This is a genomic window from Streptomyces sp. NTD91, assembly GCF_059510455.1.
Map to the genome: position 1 here is coordinate 137688 of NZ_JCAJZW010000006.1, position 24811 is coordinate 162498.

The following is a 24811-nucleotide window of genomic DNA, read 5'->3' on the forward strand; positions in this document are numbered from 1 at the left end:
GTGTCAGTGTTGCCGCCGGGCGGACGGCAGGCTTGAAGTCCATGTGATCGTCGACCCCGGAGCCCGTCCGTGGATCAGTTGGCTCTGCTGTTCGTCCTGCTGCTCGGGGCCCTGGTGAGCGTCCCGGTGGGGGACCGGTCGGGGGTGCCGGCGCCGGTGCTGATGACCCTGTTCGGCGGGGTCCTCGCGGTGGCGGACTTCGTGCCCGACGTGAACATCCCGCCGGAACTGATCCTGCCGAGTCTGCTTCCGCCCCTGCTCTACGCCGCCGTACGGCGCACCTCCTGGCGGCAGTTCGCGGCCAACGTCCGCCCCATCCTCCTGCTGGCCGTGGCCCTGGTCTTCGTGACGACGGTGTGTGTGGCGGTCGTCGCCCACGCGATCGTGCCGGGACTGCCGATCGCCGCCGCCGTCGCGCTGGGCGCGCTGGTCGCCCCGCCCGACCCGGTCGCCGCGACCAGCGTCGCCGGACAACTGGGGCTGCCGCGCCGCCTGGTGTCCATCCTGGAGGGCGAGGGGCTCTTCAACGACGTCACCGCCATCGTGCTGTACCACGTGGCGATCGCCGCGGTGCTCAGCGGGTCGTTCTCGGCCTGGCGGGCCGGCCTGGACTTCGTGCTGTCCGCCGTCGTCGCGCTGGTCGTGGGCCTGGTGCTCGGCTGGGGTGCGAACAGGCTCATGGACCTGCTGGGCGATCCGACCCTGCAGATCGGCATGACCCTACTGGTGCCGTACGCCTCGTACGTGCTCGCGGAGAAGCTGCACGGCTCCGGGGTGCTCGCCGTGCTCACCACGGCGTTGTTCCTCGCCGAGTACGCCACCGACGCCGACGACGTGATGACGCGGCTGGCCGGGCACACCTTCTGGGACATCATCGACACCCTGGTCACCGGGGTGGCCTTCGGACTCATCGGTCTCGAACTGCACAACGCCGTCCGCACGGCCCAGGGCCGCTGGGGAGAGCTGCTCGGCTGGGCCGGCACCGTCGTGGGCGTGGTGATCGTCGTACGGCTGGTGTGGCTGCTGCCCGCGACCTGGCTGACCAAGCGGCTGCACGCGCGGCGGGACTACGACGAGGAGATCCCGGTGAGCTGGCGCGAGACCGTCGTGATGTGGTGGTCCGGGATGCGCGGGGTGGCCTCGGTGGCGCTGGCGCTGGCCGTGCCGCTGAAGACCGACGTCGGCGCCCCGTTCCCCGCCCGCGACGAGATCGTCTTCATCGCCTTCGGGGTCATCATCGTCACGCTGGTCCTGCAGGGGCTCACGCTGCCGTCCCTCGTCAGGTGGCTCGGGGTGCGGGCCGACTCCGAGCGGGAGAAGGAGTTCGAGAAGGAGCTCGCGGTGCGGGCCGCGAAGGCGGCCAAGCACAGGCTGCGGGAGATCGAGCAGGTGGAGGATCTGCCCGAGGAGCTGTCCGAGCAGATGCTGCGGCGCGCCTTCGACATCGGGATCCGGATCAGCCCCGACATGGGGGAGGAGGAGCGGCGGGAGGCGCATCACCAGCGGGCCGAGCGGCTGAGGCACATCCGGAACATCCAGAACGAGATGCTGAGCGCGGCACGGCACGAAGTGCTCTCGGCACGCAGCGAGCCGGGCGCGGATCCCGAGATCGTGGACCGGGTGCTCAGGCACCTCGACGTGCGCAGCCTGCGGTGATCACCGAAGGCCCGTAGCCCCTGTGGATGAACGGTCATACAAACATGGCGGCCCTGTGGATGAAACCGGGCACGTCCGGCGCCCGGCTCCTACTCTCGGATCATGACTCGCAACATCGTGATCAGTGGTGGCGGCACGGGCATCGGGCTGGCGACGGCGCAGACGTTCGCGGCGGACGGCGACCGGGTGCTGCTGCTCGGGCGGCGAGCGGAGGTGCTGGAGAAGGCCGCGGTGCCCGGGGCGCTGACCCACGCCGCCGATCTGACCGTGCCCGACCAGGTGCGCCGAGTGGCCCGGTTCGTGGCCCAGGAGCTGGGCACCGTCGACGTTCTCGTGCACGCGGCCGGTGGCGCCGGGAACCGGGAGCACCCCGCCGCGAGCGACGACCCCCTGGACGGGGTGGCCCACCGCTGGACCGTCAACTTCCGGCAGAACGTGCTGACGGCAGCGCTCCTCACGGAAGCGCTCAAGGACCGGCTCGCCGCGCCGGGCGGCCGGGTCCTCTTCATCAGTTCCATCGCCGCCTACCGCGGCTCCGGCAGCGGTGCCTACGCGGCGGCCAAGGCCGCGCTGCATCCCTACGCGCACGATCTGGCCCGGCAACTGGGGCCGCGCGGCGTCACCGTGAACGTGGTCGCGCCGGGGTTCGTCGAGGACACCGAGTTCTTCGGGGACTCCATGGACGCGGAGCGGCGGGCGCGTCTCATCGGGGAGACGCTGACCGGCCGCGCCGGGATACCGGGCGACGTGGCCGCGACCCTGCACTGGCTGGCCTCGCCCGGCGCCGCGCATGTCACCTCGCAGATCGTCCAGGTCAACGGCGGGGCCGAGCGCGGTCACTGAGACGCGGCGCCGGTCAGCCCCGGCCGGTGCGCGGCAGGTCGTGGCCCTTGCGCAGTGACGTGCCGTCGGGCGACGGGCGTCGCTGCGGCGGGAGCACCGCGTCGGAGTGGTTGACGCGGGGGAGCGCGTACGGGTGCTCCGCGGTCAGCCAGGCGATCATCTGCTCGCGGACCGTGACCCGGACCGTCCAGATGTCGTCGGAGTCCTTCGCGGTCATCAGGGCGCGCACCTGGACGGTGTTCGGCGTGCTGTCGGTCACCACCAGGCCGTAGGCGCGGCCGTCCCAGGCGGGGCTCTCGCGCAGGATGTCCCGCAGCTTGGCGCGCATCGCCTCGACGGGCGCGCTGTGGTCGAGGTGCCAGAAGACGGTGCCGGTCATCTGCGGGGTGCCCCGCGACCAGTTCTCGAAGGGTTTGGAGGTGAAGTAGGACACCGGCATCGTGATCCGGCGTTCGTCCCAGGTCCGTACCGTCAGAAAGGTCAGGGTGATCTCCTCGACCGTGCCCCACTCACCGTCCACGACGACCGTGTCGCCGATGCGCACCATGTCCCCGAAGGCGATCTGCAGGCCGGCGAACATGTTCGCGAGGGTCGACTGGGCGGCCACACCGGCGATGGCGGCGACGATGCCCGCGGAGGCCAGCAGCGAGGCGCCGGCGGCGCGCATCGCCGGGAACGTCAGCAGCATGGCGGCGACGGCGACGACGATGACGATCGCGGACACGACCCGCATGATCAGCTCCACCTGTGTGCGCACCCTGCGCACCCGGGCCGCATCCCGGTGCGCCCGGGCGTAGCGACTGTAGGTGGTCTCGACGATCGCCGCGGCGATGCGGATCATCAGCCAGGCGGCAGAGCCGATCAGCACCAGGGTCAGGGCCCGCCCGATGCCCACCTGGTGCTGCTCCAGCAGTTTCGCCTGGTCGTAGGAGCCGCGGAGCAGGGCGGCGCACAGCACGAGCTGATAGGGGATGCGGCCGCGGCGCAGCAGTTCCCACAGGGGTGAGTCGTGGTCGCGTTCGTCGGCCTTGCGCAGCAGCCGGTCGGTGGCCCAGCCGACGGCCAGGGTGAGCAGCACCGAGCCACCGATCACGATCACAGGGCGGACGAGATTCTCCATGCCACCGCTCCTAACCGGTGCCCGGCGGCGATGAACATGTGAGTTCCGCGCGTTCCCGGGTACGGCGGCTCCGGCACCGCGGCACCGGCTGGCACGATTGCCTCATGAACATCATGCTTTTTCACTCGACGTACGGCCTCAGGCCCGCGGTGCGCGACGCCGCGGACCGGCTGCGCAGGGCGGGCCACGAGGTGTGGACGCCGGACCTCTTCGAGGGGCGCACGTTCGACACCGTCGAGGAGGGCATGGAGTTCAAGGAGTCGATCGGCAAGGAGGAGCTGCTGAAGCGGGCCGTGCTGGCGGCGGCGCCGTACTCGGACCGCGGTCTGGTGTACGCGGGGTTCTCGCTCGGCGCGTCCATCGCCCAGACCCTCGCGCTCGGTGACGACAAGGCGCGCGGGCTGCTGCTTGTGCACGGCACCTCGGACATCGCGCCGAACGCCCATGCGGAAGGGCTGCCGGTGCAGCTGCACGTGGCCGAGCCCGACCCGTTCGAGACGGACGACTGGTTGACCGCCTGGTATCTGCAGATGGGCCGGGCCGGAGCCGATGTGGAGGTCTACCGGTACGCCGGGGCCGGGCACCTCTACACCGACCCCGGCCTTCCGGACTACGACCGCGAGGCCGCCGAGGCCACCTGGCGGGTGGCGCTCGGCTTCCTCGACGGCTTGCGAGCCGGGTAGCCGAAGACCGAGCGGGACCTGCTACACCGGGTCGTAGGTCCGCTCGACCTTCTGCGTGCCGCTGCGGGTGCGGTAGGAGCGGACCCACTGCGCTGTCGCGTCCCGGTCGGTGCGGTCGGACAGGACGTAGTAGTCCATCTGCGCGTGGTCGGCGGTGATGTCCAGCACGCCGTAGCCGTGCCGGTCGGTGTCCACCCAGTGCACGTGCCGGTTGGCGGCCTCGATGAGCGGCGCGGCGACGGCGCAGACCGTGCCCTCGGGGACCTTGACGATGTCGTCGAGGTTGTCGGAGGTGACCGAGGTGATCACGAACTCGGTGGCCGCCGACGGCGACAGCGGATAGGTGCCGGCGTCCACCGGCACGTCATTGGCCCAGGACATGTGGATGTCACCGGTCAGGAAGACGGTGTTGCCGATGCCGTTGGAGCGCAGATGGTCGAGGAGTTCGCGGCGGTCGTGGGTGTAGCCGTCCCACTGGTCGGTGTTGACGCCGATGCCGTCCTGTGGCAGGTCCAGCAGCCTGGCGAGCGGCTTGAGCAGGTCGGCGGTGAGGGAACCGATGACGAACGGTGCGATCATCACCGAGTTGCCGACCAGCCGCCACTTCGTGTCCGAGGCCTTCAACCCGGCCTTCAGCCAGTCCAGTTGGGCCCGGCCCGTGATCGTCCGGTGGGGGTCGTCCACCGAGCCGCTGCCCGCGGAGGCCTGCTGGGAGCGGAAGGAGCGCAGGTCCAGCAGGGACAGGTCGGCGAGCTTGCCGAAGCGCAACCGTCGGTAGGTGGTCCCCTCGATCGCGGGGCGGACGGGCATCCACTCGAAGTAGGCCTGCTTGGCGGCGGCCTTGCGGGCGGTCCAGGTGCCCTCGGCGCCCTCGGTGTGGTTGACCGCGCCGCCCGACCAGGCGTTGTCGGCGAACTCGTGGTCGTCCCAGATCGCGATGACCGGTGCCTTCAGGTGCAGGGCCTGCAGGTCTGGGTCGGTCTTGTACGTGGCGTGCCGGATCCGGTAGTCGGCGAGCGTGATGATCTCGTTGGCCGGCGTGTGGGGGCGGACGACCGTGCCGCGCGCCGCGTACTCGCCGGACTTGTACTCGTAGATGTAGTCGCCGAGGTGGAGCCAGGCGTCCAGGTCGCCGCGGGCCGCGAGGTGACGGTAGGCGGCGAAGTAGCCGGCCTCCCAGTTGGCGCAGGTGACCACGCCGAAGCGCAGGGAGGGCACGTTCGCGTCCGCCGCGGGCGCGGTGCGGGTGCGGGCGACCGGGGAGTCGGTGCCGCCGGCCGAGAAGCGGAACCAGTAGTCGGTCGCCGGGGCGAGACCTCGGACGTCGGCCTTCACGGTGTGGTCACGGGCCGCGGTCGCGGTGACCGAACCCTTGGCGACGATGCCGGTGAACGCCTTGTCCCTGGCGACGACCCAGCTCACCTCGGTGTCCGGGCCGAGCCCGGAGCCGGGTACGGCCTCGGGGGTCGGGGTCACCCGGGTCCACAGCAGGACCCCGTCGGGCAGTGGGTCGCCGGAGGCGACACCGTGCAGGAAGGCGGGGGCCTGATCGGCGGCGCGCGCCGGAAGGGAGGCGGCGAGCGGGCCGGCCAGAACAGCGGTCGCCGCCGCGGCCTTGACGACCGTACGGCGGCGGGGTGAGAGGGTGCGGCCTTCGGAGGCCGGAAGTGATCTGTATCGACTGGTCACGACCGATCAGGTTACTGATCGGTACGCACGCGAGCGGGCGAACTCCCGAAGTTCGCCCGCTCTTCACGCGACGGTCGGTTTCCGGCGGGCCGTCGGCCCGTGACGGCGGCCCTCAGCCCATGGAGGCGGTCATCAGCCCTTGAGGGCCGCGTCGACGGCCGTGTCGAACTCGGCCACGGTCATCGGCGGGTTCTTGCCGTCGGCGCCCGTCAGCGTCTTGCCGTCCATCTTCAGGGTCGGGGTGCCCTGGATGCCGTCCTTGTCGAAGATCTTGGACTCCTCCAGCGCCCACCGGTCGTAGGTGCCGTCCTTGACCGCCTTCTGGAACGCCGCGTTGCCCTTCAGCGCGGGCACCGTGTCGGCGATCTTGATCAGGTAGGCGTCGTCCTTGAACTTGTCGTCGTTCTCGTCGGGGTGCCACTTCGTCGAGTACATCGCGGCCTTGTACTCGAGGAATGCCTCGGGGCTGACGTTGAGTGCGGCTCCCAGGGCGCTCAGGCCGTTCTTGGAACCCACACCGGGCAGGTTCTTGTCGAGGAAGGTGGCACCGACGTACCGCAGCTTGAACTTGCCGTCGTCGACGTCCTTCTTCACGGTCGCGCCGACCGTCTGCTCGAACTGCGCGCAGATCGGGCAGCGCGGGTCCTCGTAGATGGTGAGGGTCTTCTTGGCGGTGCTCTTGCCTATGAGGACGGTCGTGCCGTCCGCGCCGGTGGTGTTGGCCGGCTTCACGAGCGGCTCGGTCTTCGCGGCGTCCCACCCGGTGGGCTTGTTCGCCTGGACGACGGCGTAGCCGATGCCGCCGGCCGCGGCCAGGACGGCCACCACCGAGGCGGCCACGATGATCTGCCGCTTGGCCTTGTCGCGCTTGGCCTGCCGCTCGCGCTCCTGGCGCAGCCGCTCCCGGGCCGCCGTCTTCGCCGTCTGGCTGTTCCGCTTGCTCATGTTGGTGATCTCCGTGTGGGACGCGCACATGCCGTACGCGGGATACGTGTGGGGGACTGGGTGTGCTCGGTACCGCCGTCCGGGCCGTCCGTACGGGCGCCGCGGAGCCGGTGTCGATCGGGCGGCGCCGCTCAGCGGACGGCGAGGGCGGGGGAGCACGGCGGTCCACGCCGTCCCAGGGAGTGCACGAGAAGCCGGTCGCGGGCGGCGACCCGGCGTGGGGCCGGGCGCGGCAGCCGGCGCACCGTGGCGGGCCGCACAGCGACCGAGGCCGCCGCGAGCAGCAGCGGCCGGAAGGTGGTGGCGGCGACCGCGCGCAGCAGCTGCACCAGCGCCCGCTCGCCCCGGCGCAGCCAGGCGGCGGCGAGCAGGCCCACGCCGACGTGCGCGGCCAGCAGCAGCCAGGCGGCCGCCGGAGTGGCGTGCGCGAGCAGCGCCTCGGGGCGCCCCTGCGCCCCGGTCATCCGGGCGAGCGGGGAGCCGACGGCACCGCCCTGGCACAGCACGTTGAAACCGAAGGCGTGCAGCGGGCCGGCGACCGGGCCGCCGGCCCGGCCGTAACAGGTCTGCTGCCCCGTGGTGAAGACGGTGTCGGCGGCCAGCTCCAGCGGGACCAGCAGGGCCGCGATCCGGCCGAAGCGGCGCTCGCGGCCCGCCAGCGCGTACGCGGTGACGAACACCCCGGCACAGACCGCCAGCACCGTCGCCACCGGCAGCGGGGCCCGGGACAGCAGGACGTGCGACGCGGTGCTGAGCGTTACGACGACAGCCGTGAACAGCGCCGCGCGCACGGCTCTGAGCTGGGTCCCGGATATGTCCATGGTGAGAGAAGAGTGTGTCACGTACGCGGTTAAAGGACCCTTAAAGGGTGCCTGTGGGTCCGCGAAGCCTACAGCCCCGGAATCCGGCCGTTGCGGAAGAGGTCGACGAAGATCTGGTGGTCGGCACGCGCGCGTGCGCCGTAGGCGTGCGCGAAGTCCACCAGGAGGGGCGCGAAGCCCTCCTCGTCGGCCGCGAGGGCCGCGTCGATGGCCCGCTCGGTGGAGAACGGCACCAGGGACTCGCCGGAGGTGTCGTCCGCCGCCGCGTGCATCGTGGCCGTCGCCCGGCCCAGGTCGGCGACGACCTGCGCGATCTCCTCGGGGTCGTCGATGTCGTCCCAGTCCAGGTCGACCGCGTACGGCGAGACCTCGGCCACCAGCTGGCCCGCCCCGTCCAGCTCGGTCCAGCCCAGCCACGGGTCGGCGTGCGCCTGGAGGGCACGCTGGGAGATCACCGTGCGGTGGCCCTCGTGCTGGAAGTAGCCGGCGACGGCCGGATCCGCGATGTGCCGGGAGACGGCCGGGGTCTGGGCCTGCTTGATGTAGATGACGACGTCGTTCTCGAGGGCGTCGCTGTGCCCCTCCAGGAGGATGTTGTACGACGGCAGGCCCGCCGAGCCGATGCCGATGCCGCGGCGGCCGACGACGTCCTTCACGCGGTAGGAGTCCGGGCGGGTCAGCGAGGAGTCCGGCAGCGTCTCCAGGTAGCCGTCGAAGGCGGCCAGCACCTTGTAGCGGGTCGCCGCGTCCAGCTCGATGGAGCCGCCGCCCGGCGCGAAGCGGCGCTCGAAGTCGCGGATCTCCGTCATCGAGTCCAGCAGCTCGAAACGGGTCAGCGAGCGGGCGGCGCGCAGGGCGCCCAGCAGCGGGCCCTCGGCGGTGTCCAGGGTGAACGGCGGCACCTCGTCGCTCTTCGCGCCCGTGGCCAGGGCGTGGATGCGCTCGCGGTAGGCGCCGGCGTAGGTCCGCACCAGCTCGGTGATCTGCTCGTCACTGAGCGCCTTCGCGTACCCGATGAGCGCGACCGACGCCGAGAAGCGCTTCAGGTCCCAGGTGAACGGGCCGACGTAGGCCTCGTCGAAGTCGTTGACGTTGAAGACCAGGCGGCCGTTGGAGTCCATGTACGTGCCGAAGTTCTCCGCGTGCAGATCGCCGTGGATCCACACGCGCGAGGTGCGGTCGTCCAGAAAGGGACCACCGCGCTTGTCGGCGTCGAGGTCGTGGTAGAAGAGGCACGCCGTGCCCCGGTAGAACGCGAACGCCGAGGCCGCCATCTTCCGGAACTTCACCCGGAACGCGGCCGGGTCGGCGGCCAGGAGCCGGCCGAAGGCGGTGTCGAAGACGGCGAGGATCTCCTCGCCGCGCTGCTCGTCGTTGAGCCGGTGGACCGACATCGCTGGGTGCCTCCTGGTGCTGTGCCTGAATGACCTGTACGACAGCGTTTCTGTCGTCTCCAACGGGCGACGCCACGCGGGAGTGCCCGGTTCCCGGATGAAGGTACGCGGGGAAGCCCGCCGAGTGTCAGTGCCCCGGCATAGACTTCGACGCCGACCCCAGAACTGTCCGCCAGCCCGTCGCCGAATGTTTCCCCCGGAGGCTCAACCGTGTCGAAGCCGCCCTTCACGCACCTGCACGTCCACACCCAGTACTCGCTGCTGGACGGTGCCGCGCGGCTGAAGGACATGTTCAACGCGTGCAACGAGATGGGGATGACGCACATCGCCATGTCCGACCACGGCAACCTCCACGGGGCGTACGACTTCTTCCACTCCGCGAAGAAGGCCGGAATCACGCCGATCATCGGGATCGAGGCGTACGTCGCCCCCGAGTCCCGGCGCAACAAGCGCAAGATCCTCTGGGGCCAGCCGCACCAGAAGCGGGACGACATCTCCGGTTCCGGTGGTTACACCCACAAGACCATGTGGGCGGTGAACAGGACGGGCCTGCACAACCTCTTCCGTCTCTCCTCCGACGCCTACGCCGAGGGCTGGCTGCAGAAGTGGCCCCGGATGGACAAGGAGACCATCGCCCAGTGGTCCGAGGGCATCGTCGCCTCCACCGGCTGTCCCTCGGGCGAGGTGCAGACCCGGCTGCGCCTCGGCCACTTCGACGAGGCCCTGAAGGCCGCCGCCGACTACCAGGACATCTTCGGCAAGGACCGGTACTTCCTGGAGCTGATGGACCATGGCATCGAGATCGAGCGCCGGGTCCGCGACGGCCTGCTGGAGATCGGCAGGAAACTCGGCATCCCCCCGCTGGTCACCAACGACTCGCACTACACGTACGCGCACGAGGCGACCGCGCACGACGCCCTGCTGTGCATCCAGACCGGCAAGAACCTCTCCGACCCGGACCGCTTCAAGTTCGACGGCACCGGCTACTACCTGAAGTCGACGGAGGAGATGTACGCCATCGACTCCTCGGACGCCTGGCAGGAGGGCTGCGCCAACACGCTCCTCGTCGCCGAGATGGTCGACACCACCGGCATGTTCGAGAAGCGCGACCTCATGCCCAAGTTCGACATCCCCGAGGGCTACACCGAGGTCACCTGGTTCCAGGAGGAGGTCCGCCGCGGCATGGAGCGCCGCTTCCCGGGCGGCATCCCCGAGGACCGCCAGAAGCAGGCCGAGTACGAGATGGACGTCATCATCCAGATGGGGTTCCCGGGCTACTTCCTCGTGGTCGCCGACTTCATCATGTGGGCCAAGAAGAACGGCATCGCGGTCGGCCCCGGCCGAGGCTCCGCCGCAGGTTCGATCGTCGCCTACGCCCTCGGGATCACCGACCTCGACCCCATCCCGCACGGCCTGATCTTCGAGCGGTTCCTCAACCCCGAGCGCATCTCGATGCCCGATGTCGACATCGACTTCGACGAGCGCAGGCGCGTCGAGGTGATCCGGTACGTGACCGAGAAGTACGGCGCCGACAAGGTCGCCATGATCGGCACCTACGGCACCATCAAGGCCAAGAACGCCATCAAGGACTCCGCGCGCGTGCTGGGTTACCCGTACGCGATGGGCGACCGCATCACCAAGGCCATGCCCGCCGACGTCCTCGGCAAGGGCATCCCGCTGTCCGGCATCACCGACCCCGGCCACCCCCGCTACTCGGAGGCCGGCGAGGTCCGCTCGATGTACGAGAACGAGCCGGACGTCAAGAAGGTCATCGACACCGCGCGCGGCGTCGAGGGCCTGGTCCGGCAGATGGGCGTGCACGCGGCCGGCGTGATCATGTCCAGCGAGACCATCACCGAGCACGTCCCGGTCTGGGTCAGGCACACCGACGGTGTGACGATCACGCAGTGGGACTACCCGAGCTGTGAGTCGCTCGGCCTGCTGAAGATGGACTTCCTGGGCCTGCGCAACCTCACGATCATGGACGACGCGGTCAAGATGGTGAAGGCCAACAAGGGCCTCGACATCGACCTGCTGTCCCTGCCGCTCGACGACCCCAAGACCTTCGAGTTGCTCCAGCGCGGCGACACCCTCGGCGTCTTCCAGTTCGACGGCGGCCCGATGCGCTCGCTGCTGCGCCTGATGAAGCCGGACAACTTCGAAGACATCTCCGCCGTGTCGGCCTTGTACCGCCCGGGCCCGATGGGCATGAACTCCCACACGAACTACGCGCTCCGCAAGAACGGGCAGCAGGAGATCACGCCGATCCACCCCGAGCTGGAGGAGCCGCTCAAGGAGGTCCTGGACGTCACCTACGGCCTGATCGTCTACCAGGAGCAGGTGCAGAAGGCCGCCCAGATCATCGCGGGCTACTCGCTTGGCGAGGCCGACATCCTCCGCCGCGTGATGGGCAAGAAGAAGCCAGAGGAACTGGCGAAGAACTTCACCATCTTCCAGGCCGGCGCCCGCAGGAACGGCTACAGCGACGAAGCCATCCAGGCCCTGTGGGACGTGCTGGTTCCCTTCGCCGGCTACGCGTTCAACAAGGCGCACTCCGCCGCGTACGGCCTGGTGTCGTACTGGACGGCGTACCTGAAGGCGAACCACCCCGCCGAGTACATGGCCGCGCTCCTCACCTCGGTCAAGGACGACAAGGACAAGTCGGCGGTCTACCTCAACGAGTGCCGCCGCATGGGCATCCGGGTGCTCCCGCCGAACGTCAACGAGTCCGAGGCGAACTTCGCGGCCCAGGGCGACGACGTGATCCTCTTCGGCCTCTCCGCCGTCCGCAACGTCGGCACCAACGTCGTCGAGTCGATCATCAAGTGCCGCAAGGCGAAAGGGAAGTACGCCTCCTTCCCCGACTACCTCGACAAGGTCGAGGCGGTGGTCTGCAACAAGCGCACCACCGAATCGCTGATCAAGGCGGGCGCCTTCGACACCATGGGTCACACCCGCAAGGGGCTCATGGCGCAGTACGAGCCGATGATCGACAACGTGGTCGCGGTCAAACGCAAGGAGGCCGAGGGGCAGTTCGACCTCTTCGGCGGCATGGGCGAGGACACCGGCAGCGAGCCCGGCTTCGGACTGGACGTGGAGTTCTCCCCCGACGAGTGGGACAAGACGTATCTGCTCGCCCAGGAGCGGGAGATGCTCGGTCTGTACGTCTCCGACCACCCGCTCTTCGGTCTGGAGCACGTGCTGTCCGACAAGGCCGACGCGGGCATCGCCCAGCTCACCGGCGGCGAGCACGCGGACGGCGCGGTCGTCACCATCGGCGGCATCATCTCCGGCCTGCAGCGCAAGATGACCAAGCAGGGCAACGCCTGGGCCATCGCCACGGTCGAGGACCTCGCCGGCTCCATCGAGTGCATGTTCTTCCCGGCGACCTACCAGCTGGTGTCCACCCAACTCGTCGAGGACGCGGTGGTGTTCGTCAAGGGACGCCTCGACAAGCGCGAGGACGTGCCCCGGCTCGTCGCCATGGAGCTGATGGTCCCGGACCTCTCCAACGCGGGCACCAACGCCCCCGTGATCCTCACCATCCCGGCCGTGAAGGTCACTCCGCCCATGGTCAGCCGCCTCGGCGAGATCCTCAGTCACCACAAGGGCGACAGCGAGGTCCGCATCAAGCTCCAGGGCCCGCGCAAGACCACCGTGCTGCGCCTGGACCGGCACCGGGTCAAGCCCGATCCCGCGCTCTTCGGCGACTTGAAGGTGCTGCTCGGCCCGTCCTGCCTGGCCGGCTGACCCTTCAGCACGCGAGCACGCACGAAGGGGCGCACCCGCACAGGGTGCGCCCCTCCTGTGTGCCTGGGCTTCAACTGCCCTTAGTTGTGGCCGAAGCTCTTCCGCTTCTTACCAGCAGCATCCGCGGGGCTGCTCGCGACGCCCGCCATCGGGGACTCGTGCTCCTCCGCCGACGGACGCTGTGCGCGCTCCTGCGTGTGCTCGCTGTGCTGAGCGCGGTTCTGCGGGCCAGCCTGCTTGCGGTTCTTGTTCTTGGCCATGGTGATCTGCCTCCTGTGGGGGATCTAGGGGCCAGGGCCGGGACCAGATTCACATACGCTGACATCAAGCGCATGTCGGATAATTACCGTGTGTGACAGGGCAGGTGGGCGAGCGGGTCCCGCAAACGCCACGCCGAAGATCGAGTTCGGGCCGTTAAGCCCCGCACGGTCGGGCAGACTCGAAGGAAGTCCGAAGCAAAACCTGCCGGGAAGAGGGTGAGTCGCGTGGACCGCTGCATCGTCCTGGTGGACGCCGGGTACTTGCTGGGAGCCGCCGCCAGCCTCCTCGCCGGTGAGCCGTCCAGGTCCCGGATCACCGTCGACCACACCGCACTGATCCAGGCGTTGCGGGTACGCGCCGAGTCGGAGACCGAGCGTCCGCTGCTGCGCATCTACTGGTTCGACGGCGCCCCCGACCGGGTCCCCCAACCGGAGCATCGCCGCCTGCGCGTGATGCCCCGGGTCACCGTCCGGCTGGGTGCCCTCACCCGCAGCGACGGACGGTGGGCCCAGAAGGGCGTGGACGCCGCCATGCACGCGGAGCTGACCGAGCTGGCCCGCAACCGTGCCTGCTCCGACATCGTCCTCGTCACGGGCGACGGCGATCTGCTGCCCGGCATGATGGCCGCCAAGGAGCACGGTGTCGCCGTCCACCTGTGGGCCGTACAGGCAGCCGACGGCGACTACAACCAGTCCGAGGACCTGGTAGCCGAGGCCGACGAGCGGCGCGTGCTGGACCGGGCCTGGATCACCCAGGCCGTCCGCGCCAAGGAACTGACCGGCGTCTGCGCTCCTCCGCCGGCGCCCCGGCCCGAGATCGCCGCGATCCTGTCCGCGCCGCTGCCGGAGTCGGCCCTCGCCGCGGCGGCCGAGCGGCCGGCCGGCCAGGGCGCGCCCCAGCCGGCCGCTGCGACGGAGAACGGCACCCACGAGCGGGCCACGGCCCCCAAGGGCGTCCCCACCCCCAAGGACCTCGCGGCCCTGCGCGCTCCCGGCGGCCAGCCCGCCCAGCACCCGGCGACCGCGACCCTGCGCTGGTCCTCCGACAAGGGCTGGGTCGACCGGCCGGGCGTGGTCGCCGAGCCTCCCGACGTCGCATCGATGCCGACGCTGGCCCAGCTCACCACCGCCGAGCAGCGGTGGGCCGACCGGGAGGAGGACATCACCGCCGTCGGCGGCGACCCGTACGAGGTGGGACAGGTCTTCGCCCGCCGCTGGATCTCCCGGCTCGGCGACCAGAGCCATCTGCAGAAGCTGTCGCAGATGTACCCGCGCATCCCGCACCGCATCGACGGGGAGCTGCTGCGGTACGCCGCCCGGTTCGGGCTGCTCGCCCACAAGGACGACCAGATCGACGAGCACGACCGCTACGCCATTCGGGCGGGGTTCTGGCGGGAGATCGACGTGCCGGCGGCAGCGGAGAGCACGACGGGGGAATGACCCGGGGCCGGCGGGCACGACGGAGAGGGCCAGCAGAGCGGCCGGCCGCTGAGTGCCGTCGCTGCGGGAATTCCTGCACGGCGATTTCCGGACGGCGGTGGAGCGCCCCTGGAAACAGCCCCAAAGACGAGTAAAGGGCTCCGACCCCGTACCCTCGTCCCTTGTGAGTACGCGCGCGGCACAGGCACTTCGGCAGGACGAGGTCGTCCGTGTGCGCGGACTCGGCAAGACCTATCCGGCCGTGAAGGGCCGGCGGGGCACGCCCGGCACCCCCGCGGTGCGGGCCACCGACGGGATCGAGCTGGACGTGCGGCGCGGGGAGGTCTTCGGACTGCTCGGGCCGAACGGCGCCGGCAAGTCCACCCTCGTACGGCAGCTCACCGGGCTGCTGCGGCCGGACACCGGCAGAATCGAGATCCTCGGGCACGACATCGTCCGGCACCCCGAGCGGGCCGCGCGCCTGCTCGCCTACCTGGGCCAGGAGTCGTCCGCCCTGGACGAGCTGACCGTCTCCCTCGCCGCCGAGACCACCGGGCGCCTGCGCGGCCTGCACGTGGCGCGGGCGCGGGCAGAGCGGGACGCCGTACTGGAGGAGCTGGGGCTCACCGCGATCGCCGGGCGGGCGCTGAAGAAGCTGTCCGGTGGGCAGCGGCGGCTGGCCTGCTTCGCCGCCGCCCTGGTCGGGGAACGGCCGCTGCTCGTGCTGGACGAGCCGACCACCGGCATGGACCCCGTGGCCCGGCGCGCGGTCTGGGCGGCCGTGGACCGGCGGCGCGCGGAGCGCGGTACGACCGTGCTGCTGGTCACCCACAACGTCATCGAGGCGGAGACCGTGCTGGACCGGGTCGCCGTCATCGACCAGGGCCGGGTCATCGCCTGCGACACACCCGCCGGGCTGAAGGAACAGGTGGCCGGCGAGGTGAGGGTCGAGCTGGTGTGGCGGGAGCGAGCACCGCTGGAGGTGCCCGAGGTGGCCGTGCTGCGGGAGCGCGCGGTGGAGTCCGGCCGGCGCTGGACGCTGCGGCTCGCGCCCGAGGAGGCGCGTGCCGCCGTCGCCACCGTGACCGGTGGAGCCGCCTTCGCCGCTCTGGACGACTTCACACTGGCCACGCCCAGCCTGGAGGATGTCTACCTGGCGCTGGGCGGAGCGGCCCGGCAGGGACTGGTGAAGGCGTGAGCGCGCGGACAGCCGCATCCGTATGGGTGAGGGCGACCGCCGTACGGAAAGGGAGCAGCTCGTCGTGAGTGTCGTACCCGCGCAGGTGCTGCCGGGCAGCGGCCGGGTCGTGCCGGAGACGGCGCGGGGCGCGGCCGAACTCGGGCCTGCCGCGCGGCTGTGGCCGTCGCTGGCGGCCGTCTACCGGGCGCAGCTGTCCCGGGCCCGCGTGGCGCGGATCCCGCTGCTGTTCGTGGCCACCTTCCAGTCCGTCGGCATCGCCGTGATGATGCGGGGCGTCGTCGACAGCACCGGGGAGGCCCGGTCCGTGGTGGCCGGGTCGTCGGTGCTGGTCGTCGCGTACGTGGCGCTGAACCTGCTGGCGCAGTACTTCGGGCAGCTGCGGGCGAGCGGCGGGCTCGACCACTACGCCACGCTGCCGGTGCCGCCTGCCGCGGTGGTACTGGGCGCGGCGGCGGCGTACGCCTCCTTCACCGTGCCGGGGACCCTGGTGACGGCCGTCTTCGGATGCGTGCTGTTCGGTCTGCCGCTGGGCAATCTGTGGATCCTGCTGGCCGTGATCCCGCTCGCCGGGGCCGCGCTGTCCGGACTGGGGGCCGCCTGCGGGCTGCTCGCCCCACGGCCCGAACTGGCCACGCTGCTCGGCCAGCTGGGCATGTCGGCGGCGCTGCTGCTGGGGGTGCTCCCGGCCGACCGGATGCCGCAGATCGTACGGCTGGCGCGCGATCTGCTGCCGTCCACGTACGGCGTGGAGGCCTATGCCCGGACCTTCGCGGCCCGTCCGGACTGGGCTGTCGTCCTTGTCGATCTGGGGGTGTGCGCGGGTGTCGGAGTCGTCTCGCTGGCCGTGGCGACGTGGGCGTACCGCAGGGCCGCCGTCCGGTGACGCGGCGCACAGCTCGACCTGGCACGATGTCAGAGTGACCGCACCGTTGACTCCGCCCACGCCGCCGCACAACCAGTCCCCGGACGACGTCCGGGCGACGCCGCCGCCTGCCGGTGCCCCCGGGGGCGAGTACGAACAGGACGGCCCCGGTATGAAGACCGAACTGCGGGAGGCCGCCGTGATCACGGCGGCCGTGGCGCTGGGCGGGGCGCTGCTCGGGCTGCTGTGGTGGTGGCTCGCGCCGCACGTGCCGCTGGTCGGCGACCAGGCCGGCGAGAGCTGGGTCGTCTATCTCAAGGACAGCGAGGGCGAGCAGGCGGCGGGGGTGGACGGCACCTTCACCCTGCTGGGGCTGGGCTTCGGGCTCGTCAGCGCGGTGCTGGTCTTTCTGCTGCGGCGGCGCGGGGGAGTGCCGCTCGTCGTCGCGCTGGGGCTCGGCGGGCTGCTCGGGTCACTGCTGGCGTGGCGGCTCGGTGTCTGGCTCGGGCCCTCGACCGACGTGCTCGCGCATGCCAAGCACGTGGGCAAGGGCGTCACCTTCCCGGCGCCGCTGAAGCTCTCGGCCAAGGGTGTGCTGCTGGCGTGGCCGCTGGGCGCGCTGCTCGTGCACCTCGGACTCACGGCGCTGTTCGGGCCCCGGGATCCCGAGCCGACGTATCCGCAGGAGGCCCAGGGGGTTTCGTGATCGGCCCGGGTCCGCGGCGCCCGGCACGGCACCTCGCCGCGTCGTCGGACCACCCGGGGACGCCCGGTACGCGAGTGATCCTCCGCCGCACCGCACCGGACGCCGCGGCCTGTCGGACCTGATCCACGAAACCCCCAGGTACGTCGTCGAACCCCCGTCGCCCGCCCCGAAGAGCGGGCGGGAGTTCGACGGCACGGCCTGTCCGGGCGTCTCAGCACCGTCCGATGGGTGCCAGCACCGCTCCCGTGAGCTTCGCCAGGTCCTGTGGGGCCAGTTCGACCTCCAGGCCCCGGCGTCCCGCCGAGACGCAGATCGTCCCGTGGGCCTCGGCGGAGTCGTCCAGGACCGTCGGCAGCCGCTTGCGCTGGGCGAGCGGGGAGATGCCGCCGCGGACGTAGCCGGTCGTGCGCTCGGCCAGCGCCGGGTCGGCCATCGTCGCCCGCTTGCCGCCCACCGCCGCCGCCAGGGCCTTGAGGTCGAGGGAGCCGGAGACCGGTACCACGGCCACGGTCAGGGCGCCGTCGACGTCCGCGACCAGGGTCTTGAAGACGCGGTCGGGGGAGACGCCCATCGCCTCCGCCGCCTCCTCGCCGTACGAGGGGTGGGAGGGGTCGTGGCCGTAGGAGTGGACCGTGAAGTCCACGCCGGCCGACGACAGGGCGACCGTCGCGGGGGTGCCCCCGGACTGCTGCTGCTTCTTCGGCTTCTTCGCCATCGGTGCGTGCGGGTCCCTCAGTTCAGACTGGTCGGCGTCCGCGTCAGCTCGAACGCGGGCAGTGACGGCAGACTACGGATGATGGCCGTCTCCGCGCGAAGGAGTTTCAGCTCGTCCCGCAGCCGGGAGGCGGTGTCGGGGGCTTGCAGCAGCCGCTGCTTCGTCGGAGTGTCGTGCACCATCGCCGCCGCCACCAGGTAGGACACCACGGACGGGTCGTCGGGCAGGTCCGCGCCCGTGGACAGCGAGCGTTCCCGCGCGCCCGCCAGCCGCTTCTGGTACTGGCGGAAGGAACGCAGCACCCCTTCGGCCAGCGCGCCCGCCTCGTCGCCCGGCTCCTCCGCCAGTTCCTCCAGCTCCGCCGTCAGGAACGGACCCGACGCGTCGACGGACAGCAGCCGCACCCGGGTCGTCCCCGTCGCCAGCACCTCGAACGTACCGTCGGCGCGCTCGCGGACGGTCGCCGCGTCCGCGACACAGCCCACCCCGTGAAAGGCCTTGAGCGGGTCGGGGCCGAAGCCCGCGGCCGGTCCCCGCTCGGGCTGTGCCGTGGTGTCCGGCATGCCGGGGGCGCTCGGTGCGACCTCGTGCCCGTCGCGGATGGCCACGACGGCGAACCGGCGCGGCTCGTCCTCCGGTGTCTTGAGCAACTCGCGCATCATCGCGCGATAGCGCTCCTCGAAGACGTTCAGCGGCAGCACGAGTCCCGGGAACAGCACGGTGTTCAGCGGGAAGAGCGGGAGACGGACGGTGGTCACGACGCCCCAGCCTAGTGGTCACCGGCGCGCGTGTGTCCGCCGCGCTCACCGAGCGGCGCCGACGGCGGGCTCACCAGGCCCGCCAGCTCCGCGGCCTCGGCCCGCCGCCCGGGCGTCAGCAGATGCTCGCGCAGCCGCAGGAAGTGCCCGAGCGGATCCTCGGAGAACCGCTCCCAGGGGAAGGACGTGGCGTACGGGCCGATGAGCCGCAGCTGGGCACGGGCGTCCTCCCAGCGGTCCAGGCGGATCAGTACGTACACGAGTTTGTTGCGGATCTGGGCGGGCCACGGGTCGGCCGCCGGGAAGCGGGCGGAGAGCGCGAGCGCCCGGTCGGCCGCGGCGTCCAGCCGGGCGCGCGGGATCCCGGTGCCGCCGTTGAGCAGGTAGCCCGAGGCCGCCCGGGCCGGAAGGCCCTGGACGAGCGAGTCGGCCGGGGCGTCCTGCGCGGCCCCGTCGGCGAAGTCGAAGCATTCGCGGTGGGAGCCGCGCCAGCTCGCGGCCAGATAGCGCAGCGCGGCCACATGGCAGCCGTAGTGGTGCGGGACACGGCGGACCGCCGCCTCCCACAGCTCCTCGAAGTACCGGTGCCCTGCGCGCGAGCCGCGCGCGTGGTCCAGGGCGATCCGCCAGGGCACCGGATCGCGGTCGTCGGCGCGGGCGGCGGCGGTGATCAGCGGACTCGCCTCGCGCAGCAGCTCGGCCCGGGCCGGCGAAGGCCAGGCGCGGTCCACTGCCAGCTGCGCCCCGACCAGCAGGACCCCGGGATCCTCCGGGGCGGCCGTGCGCCAGGCGTCGAACCACTCGGGGCGCAAGCGGGCGAAGGCGGCCAGATGCCGGACGTACCGGTCGCGGTTCTCCCACTCGGCACCGGCGCGGGTGGCGACGAGCAGCGCGGCGGCGACCGGGTACTCGCCCCGGCCGGCCGCGACCAGCGCGGGCGAGAGACGGTCGTCGGGCGCGTCGAGCACCACCTCGTCACCGGCGGGCGGCCGGCCGGACGGACGGGCGAAGCGTTTGGCCATCCGGGCGGGGCGGATGAACGCGGGGAGCGGAACCATGGTGCCGACCATTGAAAGTCCGCAGGTCGGCGGCGCGCCAGAGGCTTCCGCCAAGTCATGGAAAGTTGTACGGCGGACGGTCAAGGAACGGTAAAGGCGATGGTGCGACTCTTGTCCACGCCTGATGCCACTGCCCTGGGGCTCCGCTGCCGCCTTCAGCTCCGGCGCAACAGTCGTGTCGCCCCCGCCGCCACCGTCGTGGCCAGGATCCAGCCCAGCAGGATCATCACGGCCGCCAGCCACTGCCAGCCGCCGCGCAGCTGCCACTGGCCGACCTGGCCCAGGTCGATCACCGGCAGCAGCAGGTCCAGCGTGAACAGGGCCGGGCTCCAGTAGGGATGCGAGTCGTGGTTCGTCGGCGGATGACCGGCGTGCGCGAACGCCAGCGTGCCCGCCGCCCACAGCACCGCCATCCACACCGCCGCCCGGCCGGGACGGTAGCCGTAGGCGACCGTCCAGTCCTGGACGTACCCCCAGAACTTCCCGGCCAGCGGCAGCGTCTCGCGGCGCCGGCGCTGCTTGGCGAGCAGCACCTCCCGCGCGTCCTCGTCCTCGCCCGCCGCCCGCAGCACCGCCGCGAGGCGCTCGTAGGGCTCCGGGGCGTACTCGGCGGTGGCCGCCGCCAGCCAGTCCAGCCGGCCGGCGAGGGGGAACGGGCCGCGCGGCACGAGGTTCTCGTAGACGAAACCACCCATGTGCAGATTCCCGGGACCCGGCCAGCTCGCCGCCCGGTCCACCAGGTTCACGATCCGTGCGCCGGACAGCACCACCTTGCCCCGCTGCGGCCCGTCGCCCAGGAAGCGCAGCTCCGGGGCGTGCACCCGGCGCAGCGACAGCTCCTGGTCGTCGGTGAGGGTGAACCGGGCCCGCTCGAGGTCGACGGCGTCCCCGAACCGCCCGTCGTCCAGGCGCACCCCGCCCCGGCACTCGAAGCGCTGGATCCGCGTCCCGCGCGCCGGCGTCGTGCCGCTCAGCAGGGGACTGCCCACGCCGGCCGGGGTGAGGTACAGGGTGCGCTCGACGGTCAGCTGCGGGGCGTTCAGGGCGTAGCGGGAGTACGGGTTGTCCAGGCTCGCCCCGCGCAGGCTGAGCGACACGCCGACCTTGGCGCCGCGCAACCGCAGCTCGCCGTGCGACTGGAGCATCTCCGCCTGCAGGTCCTGGCCGACGGTCACGCCGTCACCGGATATCGACCGCCCGCTGCGGTCGCGGTACACCACCGCCTCGTTGAGCAGCAGATCGGTGCCTATGTGCGCGTCCGTCAGGCGGACCCCGTTCTGGAAGCGGCAGCGCGGCAGATGCAGATCGCCCTCGGTGTGCACCCGGGCCGCCTCCAGCCGGGGCACCGCACAGTCCACCAGGCGCAGCGTGGTGAACCGGGCCTCCGGCAGCAGCACCTCGTCGTCGAAGCGGCAGCCGCGCAGCTCGACGTACGGCCGTACCGTGCCGCCCGAGAGGTCCAGCGGGCCGGTGATCCGCACGCCGGTCAGCTTCAGCGAGGACACCCGGCCCGCGAGCGCCGGCGGGCCGTCCAGCATCAACCACGCCACGGTCCGCGCCCGGACGGTGCGCTCCGGACCCCACGGGTGCCCGCCGTGCGGATCGTCCACCACGGCGTCGCCGCAGCTCAGGTCGTACACACTGCCGTTGCGGAAGGCCTGCCACATGCCCGCCTCGGCCGCGGTCAGGTCGTCCGGCAGGTCTCCGGCGGCGAAGCCGGCCCCCTCGGTCACCTCTGTCCTCTCCCGATCCCCGTGTCGTCCCGTGCTGTCGTCCAGCCGTTCATGCCCGCTGAGTGACGTCCGGAACACCGTACGTGAAGGTGATCTTCCAAGTCGCGCCACGTTCTGTATCAGCCATTGATACGCGCCACCGGCCCGGGACGGCGGTCTGAGAGTATTGAGACTGTGATTTCCCGAATCGATCTGCGTGGCGACGCCCTTCCCGAGGGCCCCGCCCTGCGCGACCTGCTGCCCCGAGCCGACTTCGACGTTCAGGCCGCCCTGGAGAAGGTGCGTCCGATCTGCGAGGCCGTGCATCATCGCGGCGACGCGGCGCTGATCGACTTCGCCGAGAAGTTCGACGGAGTACGGCTGGAATCCGTCCGTGTCCCGGCCGAGGCGGTCACCGACGCCCTCGAGTCCCTCGACCCGGCCGTGCGTGCCGCGCTGGAGGAGTCCGTCCGCCGCGCCCGCCTGGTCCACCGCGAACAGCGCCGTACGACCCACACCACGCAGGTGGTGCCCGGCGGGTCCGTCACCGAGAAGTGGGTGCCGGTCGAGCGCGTCGGGCTGTACGCGCCGGGCGGCCGGTCCGTCTACCCCTCCTCCGTGATCATGAATGTCGTACCGGCCCAGGAGGCCGGGGTCGGATCCGTCGCGCTCGCCTCCCCGGCGCAGGCCGGGTTCGGCGGGCTGCCCCACCCGACGATCCTCGCCGCCTGCGCCCTGCTCGGCGTGGACGAGGTCTACGCCGCGGGCGGCGCCACCGCCGTCGCGATGTTCGCGTACGGCACCGAGTCCTGCCCGCCCGCGAACATGGTGACCGGCCCCGGCAACATCTGGGTCGCCGCCGCCAAGCGCTTCTTCACCGGCCGGATCGGCATCGACGCCGAGGCCGGCCCGACCGAGATCGCGATTCTGGCGGACTCCACCGCCGACCCGGTGCACGTCGCCTCCGACCTGATCAGCCAGGCCGAGCACGACCCGCTCGCGGCGGCCGTCCTCGTCACCGACTCCGTCGAACTGGCGGACGCGGTGGAGCAGGAGCTTCAGCCGCAGGTCGCGGCCACCAAGCACGTCGACGACCGGATCGTGCCCGCCCTCAAGGGCCGGCAGTCGGCGATCGTGCTGGTCGACGGCGTCGAGCAGGGCCTGCGCGTGGTCGACGCGTACGGCGCCGAGCACCTGGAGATCCAGACCGCCGACGCCGCCGCGGTGGCCGACCGGGTGAAGAACGCGGGCGCGATCTTCATCGGCCCCTGGGCCCCCGTCTCGCTCGGCGACTACGCGGCCGGGTCCAACCACGTCCTGCCCACCGGCGGCTGTGCCTGCCACTCCTCGGGCCTGTCCGTCCAGTCCTTCCTGCGCGGCATCCACATCGTGGACTACACCAAGGACGCGCTCGCCGAGGTCGCCCATCACGTGGTGACGCTGGCGGAGGCGGAGGACCTGCCGGCGCACGGCGCGGCGATCAAGGCGAGGTTCGGCTGGAAGGTACCCGAGAGCAAGTGACCCGCATCGACGATCTCCCCGTACGGGACGAGCTGCGCGGCAAGTCCCCTTACGGCGCGCCCCAGTTGGACGTCCCCGTACGGCTGAACACCAACGAGAACCCCTACCCGCTGCCCGAGCCGCTGGTCGAGCGGATCACGGAGCGGGTGCGGGAGGCCGCCCGCGACCTGAACCGCTACCCCGACCGGGACGCGGTCCGGTTGCGCACCGAGCTGGCCGAGTACCTGACGAAGACCGGCAAGCACCCGCTCGGCCTCGAGAACGTGTGGGCCGCCAACGGCTCCAACGAGGTCATCCAGCAGCTGCTGCAGACCTTCGGCGGGCCGGGCCGTACGGCGATCGGCTTCGAGCCGTCGTACTCGATGCACGCCCTCATCGCGCGCGGCACCGGCACCGGCTGGATCTCCGGCCCGCGGGGCGAGGACTTCACCATCGACCTGGCGGCGGCGGAGAAGGCGATCGCCGAGCACAGGCCGGACGTCGTCTTCATCACCACCCCCAACAACCCCACCGGCAACGCGGTCCCGCCGGAGACGGTCCTCGCGCTGTACGAGGCGGCGCAGGCGGCCAAGCCGTCGATGGTGATCGTGGACGAGGCGTACATCGAGTTCAGCCACGGCGGCTCGCTGCTGCCGCTGCTGCGGGGCCGCCCGCACCTGGTGATCTCTCGCACGATGTCCAAGGCGTTCGGCGCGGCGGGCCTGCGCCTCGGCTACCTCGCCGCCGACCCGGCGGTCGTGGACGCCGTGCAGCTCGTCCGGCTGCCCTACCACCTGTCGGCGATCACCCAGGCGACCGCCCTGGCCGCGCTGGAGCACACCGACACGCTGCTGGGGTACGTCGAGCAGCTGAAGGCGGAGCGGGACCGACTGGTCGCCGAGCTGCGCGCGATCGGCTACGAGGTCACCGAGTCCGACGCGAACTTCGTGCAGTTCGGCCGGTTCGCGGACGCCCACGAGGCCTGGCGGAAGATCCTCGACCGGGGCGTCCTGGTCCGGGACAACGGCGTACCGGGGTGGCTGCGGGTGTCCGCCGGAACCCCGCAGGAGAACGACGCGTTCCTCGACGCGGTACGGGAATTGAAGAAGGAGCTGTAGGGCATGAGCCGCGTTGGACGCGTGGAGCGCACCACCAAGGAGACCTCCGTCCTGGTCGAGATCGACCTCGACGGCACCGGCAGAACCGACATCGCCACCGGCGTCGGCTTCTACGACCACATGCTCGACCAGCTCGGCCGACACGGTCTGTTCGACCTGACCGTGAAGACCGACGGCGACCTGCACATCGACTCCCACCACACCATCGAGGACACCGCCCTGGCGCTCGGCGCCGCCTTCAAGCAGGCGCTCGGCGACAAGGTGGGGATCTACCGCTTCGGCAACTGCACGGTCCCGCTCGACGAGTCCCTCGCCCAGGTGACCGTCGACCTGTCCGGCCGCCCCTACCTCGTGCACGCCGAGCCCGAGAACATGGCGCCGATGATCGGTGAGTACGACACCACGATGACCCGGCACATCCTGGAGTCCTTCGTCGCCCAGGCACAGATCGCGCTGCATGTGCACGTGCCGTACGGGCGCAACGCGCACCACATCGTGGAGTGCCAGTTCAAGGCCCTCGCCCGGGCGCTGCGCTACGCCTCCGAGCGCGACCCGCGCGCGGCCGGCATCCTTCCCTCCACGAAGGGCGCGCTGTAAAGCC

At 71.3% G+C, this 24811-nt stretch carries 21 protein-coding genes; 11 read left to right on the forward strand and 10 right to left on the reverse strand.

Annotated elements, in window-relative coordinates; all coding sequences use genetic code 11:
• Positions 1-69 precede the first annotated feature (69 nt).
• Together AC5WRT_RS09525 and AC5WRT_RS09530 are read left to right on the forward strand one after the other, a co-directional pair.
• On the forward strand, positions 70-1656 hold the full coding sequence (locus tag AC5WRT_RS09525; protein WP_496092517.1) for a Na+/H+ antiporter: 1587 nt from the start codon (positions 70-72) through the stop codon (positions 1654-1656).
• A gap of 102 nt (positions 1657-1758) precedes the next feature.
• Positions 1759-2499, forward strand: coding sequence for an SDR family NAD(P)-dependent oxidoreductase (locus tag AC5WRT_RS09530; protein WP_496092518.1), 741 nt, complete (start codon positions 1759-1761; stop codon positions 2497-2499).
• 13 nt (positions 2500-2512) lie between these two features.
• On the opposite strand, the gene AC5WRT_RS09535 is transcribed toward AC5WRT_RS09530, so the two are convergent.
• On the reverse strand, positions 2513-3619 hold the full coding sequence (locus tag AC5WRT_RS09535) for a mechanosensitive ion channel family protein (protein WP_496100119.1): 1107 nt from the start codon (positions 3617-3619) through the stop codon (positions 2513-2515).
• Between the two features lie 104 nt (positions 3620-3723).
• Here AC5WRT_RS09535 and AC5WRT_RS09540 point away from each other — a divergent pair, with 104 nt between their 5' ends.
• Positions 3724-4302, forward strand: a complete 579-nt coding sequence (locus AC5WRT_RS09540) for a dienelactone hydrolase family protein (protein ID WP_496092520.1) — start codon at positions 3724-3726, stop codon at positions 4300-4302.
• A 21-nt stretch (positions 4303-4323) separates the two neighbouring features.
• Here the strand turns inward: AC5WRT_RS09540 and AC5WRT_RS09545 are convergent, their stop codons facing one another.
• The 4 genes from AC5WRT_RS09545 to AC5WRT_RS09560 all read right to left on the reverse strand — a co-directional run bounded on the left by AC5WRT_RS09545 (position 4324) and on the right by AC5WRT_RS09560 (position 9151).
• Entirely contained in the window at positions 4324-5991 is a 1668-nt protein-coding gene (locus AC5WRT_RS09545) for an alkaline phosphatase D family protein (protein WP_496092521.1), read from the reverse strand.
• Positions 5992-6123: 132 nt separating this feature from the next.
• Entirely contained in the window at positions 6124-6936 is an 813-nt protein-coding gene (locus AC5WRT_RS09550; RefSeq protein ID WP_496092522.1) for a DsbA family protein, read from the reverse strand.
• 131 nt (positions 6937-7067) lie between these two features.
• Positions 7068-7757 carry a hypothetical protein gene (locus tag AC5WRT_RS09555; RefSeq protein ID WP_496092523.1) on the reverse strand — a complete coding sequence of 230 codons (690 nt, stop codon included), beginning with the start codon at positions 7755-7757 and terminating at the stop codon, positions 7068-7070.
• A 68-nt stretch (positions 7758-7825) separates the two neighbouring features.
• Complete coding sequence (locus tag AC5WRT_RS09560; RefSeq protein ID WP_496092524.1) at positions 7826-9151, reverse strand: DUF2252 domain-containing protein; 1326 nt, start codon at positions 9149-9151, stop codon at positions 7826-7828.
• Positions 9152-9361: 210 nt separating this feature from the next.
• Between AC5WRT_RS09560 and dnaE the strand changes: the two genes are divergently transcribed.
• Positions 9362-12901 (forward strand): DNA polymerase III subunit alpha, encoded by a 3540-nt coding sequence (gene dnaE, locus AC5WRT_RS09565; protein ID WP_496092525.1) that lies wholly within the window; start codon positions 9362-9364, stop codon positions 12899-12901.
• A gap of 80 nt (positions 12902-12981) precedes the next feature.
• Here the strand turns inward: dnaE and AC5WRT_RS09570 are convergent, their stop codons facing one another.
• Positions 12982-13161, reverse strand: coding sequence for a hypothetical protein (locus AC5WRT_RS09570; protein ID WP_330340615.1), 180 nt, complete (start codon positions 13159-13161; stop codon positions 12982-12984).
• 225 nt (positions 13162-13386) lie between these two features.
• Between AC5WRT_RS09570 and AC5WRT_RS09575 the strand changes: the two genes are divergently transcribed.
• The 4 genes from AC5WRT_RS09575 (at position 13387) to AC5WRT_RS09590 (ending at position 17349) form a co-directional block, all read left to right on the forward strand.
• Positions 13387-14601, forward strand: a complete 1215-nt coding sequence (locus AC5WRT_RS09575; RefSeq protein WP_496092526.1) for an NYN domain-containing protein — start codon at positions 13387-13389, stop codon at positions 14599-14601.
• 163 nt (positions 14602-14764) lie between these two features.
• The gene (locus tag AC5WRT_RS09580) at positions 14765-15778 is read left to right on the forward strand and encodes an ABC transporter ATP-binding protein (RefSeq protein WP_496100120.1); all 1014 of its coding nucleotides are present in this window, start codon (positions 14765-14767) and stop codon (positions 15776-15778) included.
• A gap of 64 nt (positions 15779-15842) precedes the next feature.
• Positions 15843-16664 carry an ABC transporter permease gene (locus tag AC5WRT_RS09585; protein WP_496092528.1) on the forward strand — a complete coding sequence of 274 codons (822 nt, stop codon included), beginning with the start codon at positions 15843-15845 and terminating at the stop codon, positions 16662-16664.
• 34 nt (positions 16665-16698) lie between these two features.
• Positions 16699-17349, forward strand: a complete 651-nt coding sequence (locus AC5WRT_RS09590; RefSeq protein WP_496092529.1) for an AAA family ATPase — start codon at positions 16699-16701, stop codon at positions 17347-17349.
• Between the two features lie 211 nt (positions 17350-17560).
• On the opposite strand, the gene ybaK is transcribed toward AC5WRT_RS09590, so the two are convergent.
• The 4 genes from ybaK to AC5WRT_RS09610 all read right to left on the reverse strand — a co-directional run bounded on the left by ybaK (position 17561) and on the right by AC5WRT_RS09610 (position 21613).
• Positions 17561-18064 (reverse strand): Cys-tRNA(Pro) deacylase, encoded by a 504-nt coding sequence (gene ybaK / locus AC5WRT_RS09595; protein WP_496092530.1) that lies wholly within the window; start codon positions 18062-18064, stop codon positions 17561-17563.
• A gap of 17 nt (positions 18065-18081) precedes the next feature.
• The gene (locus AC5WRT_RS09600; protein ID WP_496092531.1) at positions 18082-18822 is read right to left on the reverse strand and encodes an LON peptidase substrate-binding domain-containing protein; all 741 of its coding nucleotides are present in this window, start codon (positions 18820-18822) and stop codon (positions 18082-18084) included.
• A gap of 11 nt (positions 18823-18833) precedes the next feature.
• Complete coding sequence (locus AC5WRT_RS09605; protein ID WP_496092532.1) at positions 18834-19892, reverse strand: hypothetical protein; 1059 nt, start codon at positions 19890-19892, stop codon at positions 18834-18836.
• A 143-nt stretch (positions 19893-20035) separates the two neighbouring features.
• The gene (locus tag AC5WRT_RS09610) at positions 20036-21613 is read right to left on the reverse strand and encodes an oxidoreductase (protein WP_496092533.1); all 1578 of its coding nucleotides are present in this window, start codon (positions 21611-21613) and stop codon (positions 20036-20038) included.
• A gap of 174 nt (positions 21614-21787) precedes the next feature.
• Here AC5WRT_RS09610 and hisD point away from each other — a divergent pair, with 174 nt between their 5' ends.
• The 3 genes from hisD to hisB are packed head-to-tail and all read left to right on the forward strand — an operon-like array spanning position 21788 to position 24807.
• Positions 21788-23113, forward strand: a complete 1326-nt coding sequence (gene hisD, locus AC5WRT_RS09615; protein WP_496092534.1) for a histidinol dehydrogenase — start codon at positions 21788-21790, stop codon at positions 23111-23113.
• Positions 23110-24210 (forward strand): histidinol-phosphate transaminase, encoded by a 1101-nt coding sequence (locus AC5WRT_RS09620; RefSeq protein ID WP_496092535.1) that lies wholly within the window; start codon positions 23110-23112, stop codon positions 24208-24210. Before hisD ends, AC5WRT_RS09620 begins: the two co-directional genes overlap by 4 nt.
• Before the next feature lie 3 nt (positions 24211-24213).
• A complete protein-coding gene (hisB, locus tag AC5WRT_RS09625) occupies positions 24214-24807 on the forward strand; it encodes an imidazoleglycerol-phosphate dehydratase HisB (RefSeq protein WP_496092536.1) in 594 nt (197 codons plus the stop codon).
• Positions 24808-24811: the final 4 nt, after the last annotated feature.

What these genes read in the sequence shown, in the direction of transcription:
- AC5WRT_RS09530 (WP_496092518.1), top strand. Translation starts at nt 1,759, where the DNA reads ATGACTCGCAACATCGTGATCAGTGGTGGCGGCACGGGCATCGGGCTG.
- AC5WRT_RS09535 (WP_496100119.1), bottom strand. Translation starts at nt 3,619, where the DNA reads ATGGAGAATCTCGTCCGCCCTGTGATCGTGATCGGTGGCTCGGTGCTG.
- AC5WRT_RS09540 (WP_496092520.1), top strand. Translation starts at nt 3,724, where the DNA reads ATGAACATCATGCTTTTTCACTCGACGTACGGCCTCAGGCCCGCGGTG.
- AC5WRT_RS09550 (WP_496092522.1), bottom strand. Translation starts at nt 6,936, where the DNA reads ATGAGCAAGCGGAACAGCCAGACGGCGAAGACGGCGGCCCGGGAGCGG.
- AC5WRT_RS09555 (WP_496092523.1), bottom strand. Translation starts at nt 7,757, where the DNA reads ATGGACATATCCGGGACCCAGCTCAGAGCCGTGCGCGCGGCGCTGTTC.
- AC5WRT_RS09560 (WP_496092524.1), bottom strand. Translation starts at nt 9,151, where the DNA reads ATGTCGGTCCACCGGCTCAACGACGAGCAGCGCGGCGAGGAGATCCTC.
- AC5WRT_RS09570 (WP_330340615.1), bottom strand. Translation starts at nt 13,161, where the DNA reads ATGGCCAAGAACAAGAACCGCAAGCAGGCTGGCCCGCAGAACCGCGCT.
- ybaK (WP_496092530.1), bottom strand. Translation starts at nt 18,064, where the DNA reads ATGGCGAAGAAGCCGAAGAAGCAGCAGCAGTCCGGGGGCACCCCCGCG.
- AC5WRT_RS09605 (WP_496092532.1), bottom strand. Translation starts at nt 19,892, where the DNA reads ATGGTCGGCACCATGGTTCCGCTCCCCGCGTTCATCCGCCCCGCCCGG.
- hisB (WP_496092536.1), top strand. Translation starts at nt 24,214, where the DNA reads ATGAGCCGCGTTGGACGCGTGGAGCGCACCACCAAGGAGACCTCCGTC.